Source organism: Pseudomonas sp. 008, assembly GCF_016861935.1.
Lineage (GTDB): Bacteria > Pseudomonadota > Gammaproteobacteria > Pseudomonadales > Pseudomonadaceae > Aquipseudomonas.
In genome coordinates this window covers 223,124-236,927 of record NZ_BOMA01000009.1, presented here as the reverse complement: position 1 = coordinate 236,927, position 13,804 = coordinate 223,124, and the positions used below count along the sequence as shown (strand labels likewise).

At 60.5% G+C, this 13,804-nt stretch carries 8 protein-coding genes; 6 read left to right on the top strand and 2 right to left on the bottom strand.

The window, feature by feature from the left end; all coding sequences use genetic code 11:
* Window positions 1-144: 144 nt before the first annotated feature.
* Window positions 145-2,583, bottom strand: coding sequence for a Lon protease family protein (locus JUI81_RS19810; protein ID WP_019581274.1), 2,439 nt, complete (start codon window positions 2,581-2,583; stop codon window positions 145-147).
* A gap of 275 nt (window positions 2,584-2,858) precedes the next feature.
* Between JUI81_RS19810 and JUI81_RS19805 the strand changes: the two genes are divergently transcribed.
* The 4 genes from JUI81_RS19805 to JUI81_RS19790 all read left to right on the top strand — a co-directional run bounded on the left by JUI81_RS19805 (window position 2,859) and on the right by JUI81_RS19790 (window position 6,312).
* Window positions 2,859-3,347 (top strand): DUF3015 domain-containing protein, encoded by a 489-nt coding sequence (locus tag JUI81_RS19805; protein WP_018925873.1) that lies wholly within the window; start codon window positions 2,859-2,861, stop codon window positions 3,345-3,347.
* A 105-nt stretch (window positions 3,348-3,452) separates the two neighbouring features.
* Window positions 3,453-5,306, top strand: coding sequence for a DUF4105 domain-containing protein (locus tag JUI81_RS19800; RefSeq protein ID WP_204124864.1), 1,854 nt, complete (start codon window positions 3,453-3,455; stop codon window positions 5,304-5,306).
* Window positions 5,307-5,390: 84 nt separating this feature from the next.
* Window positions 5,391-5,747: a hypothetical protein gene (locus tag JUI81_RS19795; RefSeq protein WP_007938453.1), complete on the top strand. Its 357-nt coding sequence runs from the start codon at window positions 5,391-5,393 to the stop codon at window positions 5,745-5,747.
* Between the two features lie 70 nt (window positions 5,748-5,817).
* Window positions 5,818-6,312 carry a GreA/GreB family elongation factor gene (locus JUI81_RS19790; protein WP_019581276.1) on the top strand — a complete coding sequence of 165 codons (495 nt, stop codon included), beginning with the start codon at window positions 5,818-5,820 and terminating at the stop codon, window positions 6,310-6,312.
* Window positions 6,313-6,442: 130 nt separating this feature from the next.
* Here JUI81_RS19790 and ettA read toward each other — a convergent pair whose 3' ends face one another.
* Window positions 6,443-8,107, bottom strand: a complete 1,665-nt coding sequence (gene ettA / locus JUI81_RS19785; RefSeq protein ID WP_018925869.1) for an energy-dependent translational throttle protein EttA — start codon at window positions 8,105-8,107, stop codon at window positions 6,443-6,445.
* 286 nt (window positions 8,108-8,393) lie between these two features.
* Here ettA and JUI81_RS19780 point away from each other — a divergent pair, with 286 nt between their 5' ends.
* On the top strand, window positions 8,394-12,242 hold the full coding sequence (locus JUI81_RS19780) for a bifunctional diguanylate cyclase/phosphodiesterase (RefSeq protein WP_028938877.1): 3,849 nt from the start codon (window positions 8,394-8,396) through the stop codon (window positions 12,240-12,242).
* 247 nt (window positions 12,243-12,489) lie between these two features.
* The gene (gene glyA / locus JUI81_RS19775; protein ID WP_019581278.1) at window positions 12,490-13,743 is read left to right on the top strand and encodes a serine hydroxymethyltransferase; all 1,254 of its coding nucleotides are present in this window, start codon (window positions 12,490-12,492) and stop codon (window positions 13,741-13,743) included.
* Window positions 13,744-13,804: the final 61 nt, after the last annotated feature.

Below are 13,804 nucleotides of genomic sequence, written 5' to 3'. Positions count from 1 at the left end.
GCCCCGTTGGGCTGCGAAGCGGCCCCGAAATTTATCAGACAGACCTCATCGCCGATGTGACGACTGCTACGCAGCCGAACGGGGCGGTGCGGCGGTCCGACAAGCTCCCTCGCCACAGGGAGCCTCCTCAGTTTCGAGATTGACTCAGGCCGGTTTGACTTCCAGCAATGCTTCCTGCGCCAACTCCTTTTCGGCCTCCTTGAGGTCTTCGTCGCTGACCATTTCCGCGATCACCCGCAAGCGTTCCACCACCCGCGCGTTGACGCTGCCCTCGGGAAACTCGCCATTCTCATCCGGCGTACCGGCCGGCTCGCCGACCAGCAGGCTCAGGGCTTCGTCGGCCTGGCGCACCGCGTAGACATGGAACTGCCCCGCGCGCACCGCCGCCAGCACCTTCTCGTCAAGCATCAGCGTGGCGACGTTAGCCTGAGGAATGATCGCTCCCTGCTCGCCCGTCAGGCCGCGAGCCTCGCAGAGCCGGAAGAAGCCTTCGATCTTCTCGTTGACCCCGCCTACCGCCTGCACTTCACCGAATTGGTTGATCGAACCGGTAATCGCAAAGCACTGCTTGAGTGGAGTTTTCGACAAGGCCGAGATCAGCGTACAGGCCTCGCCCAACGATGCGCTGTCGCCGTCGACGTAACCGTAGGACTGCTCCAGGGCGATGCTTGCGGAAATCGCCAACGGGAATTCCTGGGCGTAACGGCTGCCCAGGTACCCGGTGAGGATCATCACGCCTTTGGAGTGAATCGGCTGGCCGAGGTTGACCTCGCGCTCGATGTCGACGATGCCGCTGCCGCCCGGATACACCGTGGCGGAAATCCGCGCCGGTATCCCGAAGGCCGAATCGCCGACTTCCAGTACCGTCAGCCCGTTGCACTTGCCGACCGCCGCGCCATCGGTGTCGATCAGAATGATCCCGGCCAGCATGTCATCGAGAATCCGCGCCGAAACGCGCCCGGTACGGGTGGCCTTGGCCTTGAGCGCACGCTCGATGTGCCCGGCGTCAGTCATGTCATCACCCGCCAGGTCGCGAATGAAATCCGCCTCGCTGACCAGTTGGAACAGATCGCCGATCCGTGCCGACAAACGTCCCTGGTGCTCGGCCAGACGTGCGCTGTAAGTCGCCAGACGCGCCACCGCATCGGCGGTCAGCGGCGCCATGCCTTCTTCCGAGGTACGGGTTTTGAGCAACTGGGCGAACTGCTCCAGGCTTTCGTCAACCATCGGAATGTCTTCATCGAAATCCACCAGGACGCGGAACATCTCCTGGAAGTCCGGATCGAGGTCTTGCAGCGTGTAGTAGAGCTGCCGGGCGCCGATGATCACGACTTTGACCTGCAACGGAATGTGTTGCGGCGTCAGCGTCACGGTGGCCAGACGGCCCAGCTCACCCAGTGGCGATTCCATTTTCAGCTTGCGCGATTGCAAGGCACGCTTGAGCGCATCCCAGACGAATGGCTCGCTGAGCATTTTTTCCGCTTCGAGGATCAGGAAACCGCCGTTGGCCCGGTGCAAAGCACCCGGTCGCAACTGGCGATAGGTGGTGTAGAGCGCGCCCTGATCGGTGCTGTATTCGATACGGCCAAACAGGTTGTCGTAGGTCGGGTGCGGCTCGAACACCACCGGCGCACCGCCGCTGTGCGGATGCCCGACCACCAGGCTCGGGGCGTATTGCTCTTCAAGCAATTTGCGGGCGATGGCGTCGGTCTTGCTGTCGTCCACCAGTTGCTCGACCACCGTTTTAAGCAGGTACACCTGCATCGCTTGCAAGTAACCACAAACCCCTGCGTTTTCCGCATACTTTTCCGACAGCGGCGCCAGTAAGGGCTGCAAGGCCAGGGTGATGGTTTCTTCGTTGAGCTGGCGCAGCTGATTACTCGACTCGCGCTTCCATTGCGGCAGGCTGGCGAGTTCTTCGTTCAACCGCTCTTCGAGCCCGGAAATGTCATCATGAAAGCGCTCGCGCTCGGCTTCCGGCAACTGGGCGAATTCCGCCTCATCCAGGGCCTTGCCTTCGCTCATCGGGGTGAAGGCAATGTTGCTGCTGTCGCGGTAGAGCGCGACGTCTTTCTCCAGCGCCAGACGCTCGATCACATCCAGCGCGCGGTCATAACGCTGGTTGAAGGCGCGATCGATGGCGCTTTTCTTCTGCTGGTAGGACGGGTGCTCGAACACCGCCGGAAAGGTCGCCAGCAGGTTGTCGATCAAGCCATTGATGTCACCGATAAAGGCGCCAGCGGTACCCGACGGCAACTCCAGGGCGCGAGGCTCGCGCGGCTCATCGAAATTATTGACGTAGACCCAGTCCGCCGGGGTCTGCATGCGCTTTCCTTCGGCCTTGAGATAGCGCTTGACGAACGAAAACCGGCCAGTGCCGGGCTCGCCCATGACAAATACGTTGTAACCGGGGCGTGGCATGGCCACACCGAACTGCAAGGCTTCGACCGCACGTTCCTGGCCAAGCACACCGCGGAAAGGCTCCAGATCATTGGTGGTAGAGAAGCTGAACTGTTCAGCGGAAAACGGACGGGTCAGCGCTTCAGGCGCTAGACGCAAGCTGGCAGCAACAGGATCAGGCATCGGGCTTCCTTACATCAGGCGGGGCAGATAACGGCATTCTGGCGCTGCCCGTACCCACTGGCAAGGCGCACCTCAAGCCAAAGCTTAGACAAGCCCCCATCCTCGGGCCGCGCGGGTCAAAATCAAGGTTTTCAGGGAATGTTTCGCAAAAAATCACGGAACCCCTGGAACCTGCCTAAACTCCAAACTGCGCGGCTGGAACGAATAACCGGCCCACTGGCACCATTAGGGGCCAGCACCCTGTCCATTGGTATGCACACAAAGAGAACATAGCTATGAAACGGATTCTTCTTGGTACTCTCTTCACCGTTGTATCCATCAACGCCATGGCTCAGGCGCCAGGCGGTCCGGACTGCGGTTGGGGCAACATGCTGTTCGAAGGTCAGCGTGGCACCCCGGCACACTTCCTGGCATCCACCACCAACGGCACCTCCGGTAATGCAACTTTCGGCATGACCTCCGGCACCAACGGTTGCTCGACCAATGCGGCGCTGACCTATGGCGGCAAATCCTGGATTGCCATGAATGGCATGATGAACGAGCTGTCCGAAGACATGGCTAAAGGTCAGGGCGAAGCGCTGACCACTTACGCCGTGGTACTGGGCGTGGCGCCGGAAGACCGTGCGCACTTCGCCGCCGTGACTCATCAACACTTCCAGCAAATTTTCAGCAAGGCTGACGTGACCGCTGAAGACGTGCATACCAATACCCTGGCCGTATTGAAGAACGATCCTCGTCTGGCCAAGTACGCCACTCAAGCTTAAGCTCGACCCGTCCCGCTCTCTTTGGGGAGCGGGTTTTATTTTTGACCCCGGCCCTTTTGGCCTGCCCCTTTGGGTCTTTGTTACTTTCGACTTAAGTTGCTCACTATGCTCAAACGCCTTGCCTGGCTGGCGCTCTGTGTCTGCGCCCCGCTGTCCGCCGCGCCCCACATCGACAATCAACGTTTGCAGCAACTGGCCAACGACCCCTTCTGGATTTCCCTGGGTCATTACGAAACCGCCAAGCTCGGTGGCTGGCGCAGCTATGTCAGCGACAAGAAATTCTTTCTCGCCTCCGATGGCAACGAACACCCCGACCGCGAACTGGCGGCGACCGTACAGGCGCTGTATGCCCCGGCCAGTGCCGGCGAGCAGCATGCGCAATGCGTCTATCCGGCCCGTACTCGCTGGCTCAAGGCGCAACTTGACCTGACGGATCTGCCGTCGCTGGACTGTGCTGAATTCAAGCAATGGTTCAAGGACGTTTCGCCCCACAGTGCGGTGATGATTTTCCCGGCCGCCTACCTGAACAGCCCGTCGTCGATGTTCGGCCATACCTTGCTGCGCATCGATCAGGCCGATGTGCAGCGCGACAAGACCTCGCTGCTCAGTTACGCGATCAACTTCGGCGCCTACATCGAAGGGTCGGACAACAGCATTTTGTATGCGTGGAAAGGCCTGATGGGTGGTTATCCAGGGCTGTTTGCACTGGTGCCCTATCAGGAAAAACTCTCGGAATACCGTAGCCTCGAAAACCGCGACCTGTGGGAATACCGCCTGAACCTGACCCAGCAGGAAACCGAGCGCATGGTCGAGCATGTCTGGGAGCTCAAGCAGATCCAGTTCGACTACTTCTTCTTCGATGAAAACTGCTCCTATCGCCTGCTTGAGCTGCTGCAGGTGGCGCGGCCGGGCCTGAAGCTGACCGATCAGTTCCCGTTGACCGCCATTCCCACCGACACCGTCAAAGCGGTGAAACAGGCCGGGCTGGTGGAGTCGATCGAATATCGCCCGTCCCGCGAGCGTGAACTGCTGAGCCGCGCGCAGCCGTTGACCGATGAAGAGCAGCAGTGGGTGCTGAAAATCAGCGCCGATCAGAAGCAATTGCAGGAACCGGCGTTCAAGGCGCAACCGCGCGAGCGTCAGGCGTTGATCATCGACGCGGCCTATCGTCTGGAGCGTTATCGCGCCAACGGCCAGGAACGTGACCCGCAACGAGCTCAGCGCAGTTTCGAATTACTGCGCGCGATCAATCAGAACCCGCCTCCTGAACTGGACATTGCGCGACCTGGCTTGCCCGAGGATGGCCACGAGTCCCGCACCTGGCAGGCCGGCATCGGCACCCGGGGTGACCAAGCCTTCGGCGAATATGGCCTGCGCATGGCCTACCACGACCTTAACGACAACGCCGAAAGCTTTCCCCTTGGCGCGCAGATCGAAATCCTGCAGATGAAGCTGCGCCAATACGAAGGCAATCACTGGCAGCTGCAGCAACTGGACCTGGCGACCATCCGCTCCCTGACCCCGCGCAACGCGCTGTTGCAGCCGCTGTCGTGGCAAGTCACCGGCGGCCTGGAGCGTGTGCCGGGCAAGCACGATGACGAAACCCTGGTCAGTCATGTCAACGGTGGTGGTGGCGGGACCTGGCAACTGAGCGACGACATGCTCGGGTTCGCCTTGGGCACCGTGCGCGTGGAGCACAACAACGACTTCGCAGGCTTCATTGCCCCGGCAGCGGGCTTCAACAGCGGTCTGCTGTGGAAAAACCCGCTGGGGAATTTCAGCCTGGAAGCCAAGGGCGATTACTTCACCAACGGCGAAGTGCGCCGGAACATGAGCCTGAATCAGCAGTGGGAGTTGTCGCGCAACCTCGGGCTGCGCCTGAGTGCCCAGCGCGAATTCAGCCACCTGGCGTCACCCGATAACGAAGTGATGCTTGAAGTGAAGTGGTATCACTATTGATCTTTTGACCTTTCTTTCACTCCCATCCGACAAATCCGCTTCTAGACTTCCCCTATAGGCCGTTGAACGGCCCTGGAGTCCGAGATGTGGCGTTGCGTGGGAGTATTGGGGTTATTGGTCCTGATCACAGGGTGTCAGTCGACCCACGAGGACCTGATCGCCAAGGGTTATCCGCCAGCGTTCGCCGATGGCTTCGATGACGGTTGCAGCAGTGGCCGGCAAGCCGCCGGGGCAATCACCGGTGAGTTTCGCAAAAATGTCCCACGCTACCTCAAGGACAAGCAATACGCCGAAGGCTGGACCGATGGCTTCCGTCAGTGCCAGGCCATGCGCGAAAACGAGGATCGAAACGAGTACAGGGAACGCCATTGGGACGAGCGCGAACGGGCCTGGCAACAGCAGAAAGACCGGGACGCCGCGCGAGCCTATCGCTCGCAATAAGTCGTTTACAGACATTCGTCGAAACTTAAAGCACGCGACCATGGCCCAAACCCTATAACGGGAGAACAACATGAGTCGCGCCTTCGTCAATGAAGATAACGCTGCCGCGCAAGCCGACCTGCCAGTCGAACGACAGGTCAGCGCGCAGCCCAATTACGTCACACCCGCCGGGCTCGCGCAGCTTCAGGCGAAAGTCGCCGCGCTGCAAAGCCTGCTCGACGAGGAAAGCGCCAAAGGTGACCTGGCCGACAAGCAGCGCCAGGCTGACCTCGATCGCGACTGGCGCTACTTCAAGCAGCGCCTGCAAAGTGCGCAGGTGGTTGCACCAGCCTCCTCCACCGACAAAGTGCAGATTGGCAATTGGGTAACTTTTGCCGACGAACACGATCACGAGCAGCGCGTGCAATTGGTTGGAGAAGACCAGGCGGATGCCGCCCATGGGTTGATCAATTGGAGTTCGCCACTGGGACGGGCGTTGCTGGGTGCGCACGTGGGCGATGAAGTGTCGTGGAAACGCCCGGCGGGGGATTTGGTGATTGAGGTGCTGGCTATAGAGATCGGGTGAGTTCGATGACGCCTTCGCTGTAGGAGCGAGGCTTGCCCGCGAAGGCCTCGCCGCGGTGCCACTGAAAAAACCCATAAAAAAAACGGAGCCCCGAACGAAGGCTCCGTTTTTTTATGCAACCAACCTGAAATCAGGCCAGTTTCTTGTGCCGTACCCGGTGCGGCTGGGAGGCCGCTTCGCCGAGGCGTTTCTTGCGATCGGCTTCGTACTCGGTGTAGTTGCCTTCGAAGAACACCGCTTGCGAGTCGTCTTCGTACGCCAGGATGTGAGTCGCGACGCGGTCAAGGAACCACCGATCGTGAGAGATCACAATGGCGGCGCCCGGGAAGTCCAGCAAGGCTTCTTCCAGGGAACGCAGGGTTTCAACGTCGAGGTCGTTGGACGGTTCGTCGAGCAGCAGGACGTTGCCGCCCTCTTTCAGGGTCAGAGCCAGGTGCAAGCGACCACGCTCACCACCGGACAGGTCCTTGACGAACTTCTGCTGATCGCCACCCTTGAAGTTGAAACGACCGACGTAGGTACGCGACGGGATCTCGTAGTTGCCGATGCGAATCTGGTCGGAACCGTCGGAGATCTGCTGGAACACAGTCTTGCTGCCATCCAGGTCTTCACGGCTCTGGTCGACGCACGCCAGTTGCACGGTTTCGCCGACTTCGATGCTGCCCGAATCCGGCGTTTCCTTGCCCATCAACATGCGGAACAGGGTCGATTTACCGGCACCGTTACCGCCGATCACGCCAACGATGGCGCCTTTAGGCATGGAGAACGACAGGTTGTCGATCAGCACGCGATCGCCGTAGCCCTTGGTGACGTTCTTGAACTCGATGACCTTGTCGCCCAGGCGTGGACCGGCCGGGATGTAGATCTCGTTGGTTTCGCTGCGCTTCTGGAATTCCTGTGACTGCATTTCTTCGAAGCGTTGCAGACGAGCCTTGGACTTGGACTGGCGGGCCTTGGCGCCTTTGCGCACCCACTCCAGTTCTTCCTTCATGGCCTTTTCGTGAGCCGATTGCTGCTTGGATTCGGCCGCCAGACGATCGGACTTGGCTTCGAGCCAACCCGAATAGTTGCCTTCGTACGGGATACCGGCGCCGCGGTCGAGTTCGAGGATCCAGCCGGCAACGTTGTCCAGGAAGTAACGGTCGTGCGTGATCGCAACCACGGTGCCCGGGAAATCGTGCAGGAAGTGCTCCAGCCAGGCGACGGAGTCGGCGTCCAGGTGGTTGGTTGGTTCGTCGAGCAGCAGCATGTCCGGGGCGGACAGCAGCAGGCGGCACAGGGCCACACGACGCTTTTCACCACCGGAAAGATGTTCAACCCTGGCATCCCAGGCCGGCAGACGCAGCGCATCGGCAGCGACTTCCAGTTGGCGATCCAGGTTGTGGCCATCGCTGGCCTGCAGGATGGCTTCAAGTTTGGCTTGCTCTGCAGCCAGCTTGTCGAAGTCGGCATCCGGATCGGCGTAGGCCGCGTAGACCTCGTCCAGACGCGCCTGGGCGTCCTTGATCACGCTGACCGCTTCCTCGACCACTTCACGCACGGTCTTGGTCGGGTCCAGGATCGGTTCTTGCGGCAGGTAGCCGATGTTCAGGTCCGGCATCGGACGGGCTTCACCGTCGAACTCGGTGTCGACGCCTGCCATGATTTTCAGCAGCGTGGACTTACCCGAACCGTTGAGACCGAGGACGCCGATTTTGGCGCCGGGGAAGAACGACAGCGAAATGTTTTTCAGGATTTCCCGCTTCGGCGGAACAACTTTGCCCAGCCGATGCATGGTGAAGACGTATTGAGCCATGGAGAACCTAGGGTCAGTGACTGATGAATGATTGGAGCGCAGGCGATGCCCGGCCAGGCCATGCGCGTCGTTCGTTTGATGGGTATCAAGGCGTGCGCGCTGAAAAAAACCTGAGTCTAGGAGCTGGAACGCTCCCGCGTAACCGGCAAAGCTACCTCATTGACAGAAGGCAGTCCAGCCGAGCGGGGCTGGCACTTCGCCACAACTCAAGGCATGCTAGCCGCCCTTCGGGCGTCCGGCTTATAGTGCACGCCGCGCCAGTCCAGCCAAACCGCAGGATTACAGTTTGTCTAATGTCACTCCGCCACCGTCCGCGAGCGTGCTCAACCCTGGGCTCGGCTCGCCCCTGCGCGGAAGCTTGAAGGGCGCGCTGGCGACTCTCGTGCTGTTGCTGCTCGCATTGCTGTTCTGGCAGTTGCTGGATCAACTGCGCGAAACCCAGAAAAACCAGCGCCAGTACACCATCGACTACACCGCCGACCTGGCTTCGCAAGTCAGCCTCAACATGGCGCTCAACGCCCAGATCGCCCTTAATCTGCTACCGATCGTCGAACAACCGCAAAGCGCCGACGAACAGCAGGCATTGCTGCGCAAACTGCAACAGTCGCTGCCCGACCTGCGCAGCCTGGCGCTGCTCAGCCCCTCCGGGAAAATCCTGAGTGACAGCGCCGTCGACAGCCAGGACGCCAACTACCTGAGCGAACTGGTCCAGCGCAGCCGCGCCCAGGCCCACTATTTCAGCAATGCCGATGACGGCTCGGTGGTGCACCTGCTCCTGCACCAGGCCAGCGGCAGCACGCGCGGCTACTGGGCCCTGCGCCTGACACCGACATTTTTTTCTTCATTGACCAAACAGGGCGACGCCGGCCTTCGCCCCCTGTGGCTGGTGGAAAACCGCATCAATCATCAGATCATCAGTCGCGATGACGCCCTGCCTTCAGCCAAACCCGCGGCGCTGACACCCGACGAACTGACCAACAGCGTATTGATCGTCCCCCTGAGCAGCAGCGACTGGCAACTGCGCGGGCTGTTTGACCGGCAACGGGTGATCGAACAAATGCTGCCGGCGTTCATCGGCAAATGCCTTCTGGGCCTGGCGTTCTCGCTGTTACCGTTCATCGCTTTGCTGAACATTCGTCGCCGCCAACGCCAACTGCATGAAGGCCGCCGACGCTATCAGGACATCTTCGAAGGCACCGGCGTTGCCCTGTGCGTGCTGGACTTGTCCGGACTCAAAAGTTTTTTCGACAAGGCGCAACTCACCAACAGCGAGCAGCTGAGAACCTGGCTCGAGATACCGGAGCAACGCCAGCAATTGTTGCAGGAACTGCGCATCACCGAAGTCAACCAGGTCGCCCTGCAACTGCTCAACGTCAATTCCTGCGATCAGGCCTGGAAACTGCTGATCAACGGCTGCCCACTGGACTGCACGGCCATCGGCAATCAAGTGCTCGAAGCGGTGCTCCACCAGCAGAAACAACTTGAGCTGGAAATCAAGCTTCAGGACGCCAATGGCCGCGACCAGCACTTGTGGCTGGTGCTGCGCCTGCCGGAAGATCAGCCCGACTATAGAGCGGTGATCCTGAGCATCAGCGACATCACCAGCCGCAAACTCATCGAGCTTTCGCTGCTGGAGCGCGAAGGATTCTGGTCCGATGTGGTGCGTACCGTGCCGGATCACCTGTATGTGCAAGACGTGATCAGCCAGCGGATGATCTTCAGCAACCATCACCTTGGGCAGACGCTGGGTTACAACCGCACCGAGCTGCACCAGATGGGCGAGTACTTCTGGGAAATCCTCCTGCACCCGGAAGATGCCGACTACTACCACCGCTCTCGCCAGTCTCAGCGTCAGGCGGGTTACACCCAATTGCTGCAGTGCCAGCTGCGCTTCCGTCATCGCGATGGCAAATGGCGGCGTTTCGATATTCGCGAACAGGCCCTGGCGCGGGACAAGCACGATCAGGTCACGCGCATCATCGGCGTGGCCAAGGACATCACTGAGCAGATCGAAGCCAGTGAATCCCTGCGCGACAGCGAGCAGCGCTACCGGATGCTCGCTGAAAGTATCAGCGACGTGATTTTCTCCACTGACAGCAAGATGGCGCTCAATTACGTCAGCCCTTCGGTACAAGCGGTGCTGGGCTTCGACGCCGACTGGATATTCCAGAACGGCTGGCAATCGACCATCGCCAACCCGCAACAACTGAGCGGCATCTACAGCCTGATGGACCGGGTCAGCAAAGCGCTGGATAAACCCGATCAACTGACACTGCTGCGCAGTCAGGTGCAGACCCAACTGTTTTTGTTCGACTGCCTGCGGGCCGATGGACGCAAGATCCCTATCGAGTTGCGTCTGGTGCTGGTCTGGGACGAACACGGCGCCTTCGAAGGTGTGCTCGGGGTCGGTCGCGACATCAGCCAGCAACGCCGGGCCGAGAAGGACCTGCGCATGGCGGCCACGGTATTCGAGCACTCGACCTCGGCGATTCTGATCACTGACCCGGCCGGCTACATCGTCCAGGCCAACGAGGCCTTCAGTCGCGTCAGCGGCTATGCGGTGTCCCAGGTGCTCGATCAGTTGCCGAACATGCTCACCGTCGACGAGCAGCAGGAAACTCATCTGCGCTACGTGCTCAAGCAATTGCATCAGCACAGCACCTGGGAAGGCGAAGTCTGGCTCAAGCGTCGCAACGGCGAGCACTATCCGGCCTGGGTCGGGATTACGGCGGTGCTCGACGACGAAGGCGATCTGGCCAGTTATGTGTGTTTCTTCAGCGACATCAGCGAACGCAAGGCCAGTGAGCAACGGATTCACCGCCTCGCCTATTACGACGCCCTGACCCACCTGCCCAACCGCACGCTGTTCCAGGATCGCCTGCACACCGCGCTGCAATCGGCCGAACGGCAGAAGTCCTGGGTGGTGCTGATGTTCCTCGACCTGGACCGCTTCAAGCCGATCAACGACTCCCTGGGCCATGCCGCCGGCGACCGCATGCTCAAGGAAATGGCCACGCGCCTGCTCGGCTGCGTCGACGATGACGACACCGTGGCGCGCATGGGCGGTGATGAGTTCACATTGCTGCTGCAACCCCGGGTCAACCGCGAGATCGCGCTGAACCGAGCCATTCACGTGGCCGAACAGATCCTCGCCAGCCTGGTGAAGCCGTTCGTGCTCGAAGGTCGCGAGTTCTTCGTCACCGCCAGTATCGGCATCGCCCTGAGTCCTCAGGACGGTAGCGAACTCAGTCAGCTGATGAAGAACGCCGACACCGCGATGTACCACGCCAAGGAGCGCGGCAAGAACAACTTCCAGTTCTACCAGGCCGACATGAACGCCAGCGCCCTGGAGCGTCTGGAGCTGGAAAGCGACTTGCGCCACGCCCTGGAACAAAACGAATTCGTGCTGTACTACCAGCCGCAATTCAGCGGCGACGGCAAACGCCTGACCGGCGCCGAAGCCCTGCTGCGCTGGCGCCATCCGCGCCGCGGTCTGGTGCCGCCGGGAGATTTCATTCCGGTGCTCGAAGAGCTCGGGCTGGTGGTGGATGTCGGCGACTGGGTGATCGGTGAGGCTTGCCGTCAGCTCAAGACCTGGCACCAGGCCAAGGTGCGGGTGCCGAAGGTCTCGGTGAATATTTCGGCCCGGCAGTTCTCCGACGGGCAGCTCGGCACGCGGATCGCCACCATCCTCAGGGAAACCGGCCTGCCGCCGGCGTGCCTGGAGCTGGAGCTGACCGAAAGTATCCTGATGCGCGAAGTCAGCGAGGCGATGCAGATCCTCGCCGGACTGAAAAACCTCGGCCTGAGCATTGCGGTCGACGACTTCGGCACCGGTTATTCATCGCTCAACTACCTCAAGCAATTCCCGATCGATGTGCTGAAAATCGACCGCACCTTCGTTGATGGCCTGCCGTCGGGCGAGCAGGATGCGCAGATTGCCCGGGCGATCATCGCCATGGCCCACAGCCTCAATCTGGCGGTAATCGCCGAGGGCGTAGAAACCCACGAACAGCTCGACTTCCTGCGCGAGCATGGTTGCGATGAGGTTCAGGGCTACCTGTTCGGCCGCCCGATGCCGGCCGGCCGGTTCGAAGCGCAGTTCAGCAATGATGCGTTGTTCATGTTCGACTGAGTTTCAGAGTGCTGCGGACGGCCCCATCGCGGGCAAGCCCCCTCCCACAGTTTTTTGGGTGAACCCAAGATTTTTGACCACTGAAGATCCCTGTGGGAGCGGGTTTGCCCGCGATGAGGCCCGCACGATCACCGCTGATCCCGCCATGAAGCCCACTTGTCTGCGACATGATGTCCTTTCATATGCCATCTAAAAGCGGTTGGGTTAGAATGCCTCCCTTTTCTGCCCCCGATCCTTGAGGACCGCCATGTTCAGCCGTGATTTGACTATTGCCAAGTACGACGCCGATCTCTTTGCCGCCATGGAGCAAGAAGCTCAGCGCCAGGAAGAGCACATTGAGCTGATCGCTTCGGAAAACTACACCAGCCCTGCGGTGATGGAAGCTCAAGGCTCGGTACTGACCAACAAGTACGCCGAAGGTTACCCAGGCAAGCGCTACTACGGTGGTTGCGAGTTCGTCGACATCGTCGAGCAGCTTGCAATTGATCGAGCCAAGGAACTGTTCGGCGCCGATTACGCCAACGTTCAGCCGCACGCCGGTTCGCAAGCCAACAGCGCCGTTTACCTGGCCCTGCTGCAAGCGGGCGACACCATTCTGGGCATGAGCCTGGCTCACGGCGGTCACCTGACCCACGGTGCCAGCGTTTCGTCCTCCGGCAAGCTGTACAACGCCGTGCAGTACGGCATCGACAGCAACGGCCTGATCGACTACGACGAAGTCGAGCGTCTGGCGGTCGAGCACAAGCCGAAAATGATCGTGGCCGGTTTCTCGGCTTACTCGCAGATCCTGGACTTCCCACGCTTCCGCGCTATCGCTGACAAGGTTGGTGCTTACCTGTTCGTCGACATGGCCCACGTGGCCGGTCTGGTCGCCGCTGGCGTCTACCCGAACCCGGTGCCTTTCGCTGACGTGGTGACCACCACCACCCACAAGACCCTGCGCGGTCCACGTGGCGGCCTGATCCTGGCTCGCGCTAACGCCGACATCGAGAAGAAGCTGAACTCCGCAGTATTCCCGGGTGCCCAGGGCGGCCCGCTGGAGCACGTGATCGCTGCCAAGGCGATCTGCTTCAAGGAAGCGCTGCAGCCTGAGTTCAAGGCCTACCAGCAACAAGTGGTGAAAAACGCCCAGGCCATGGCCGGCGTGTTCATCGAGCGCGGTTTCGACGTGGTGTCGGGCGGTACTCAGAACCACCTGTTCCTGCTGTCGCTGATCAAGCAGGAAATCTCCGGTAAAGACGCCGACGCTGCACTGGGCAAAGCGTTCATCACCGTGAACAAGAACTCGGTACCGAACGATCCACGCTCCCCGTTCGTCACCTCCGGCCTGCGTTTCGGTACCCCGGCTGTGACCACTCGCGGCTTCAAGGAAGCAGAGTGCAAAGAGCTGGCCGGCTGGATCTGCGACATCCTGGCTGACCTGAACAACGAAGCGGTGATCGACGCCGTTCGTGAGAAGGTCAAGGCCATCTGCAAGAAACTGCCGGTGTACGGCGCTTAATTGCACCGCTAAACCGCAGCAATGAAAAAACCGGCCAGTGATGGCCGGTTTTTTTTCGTCC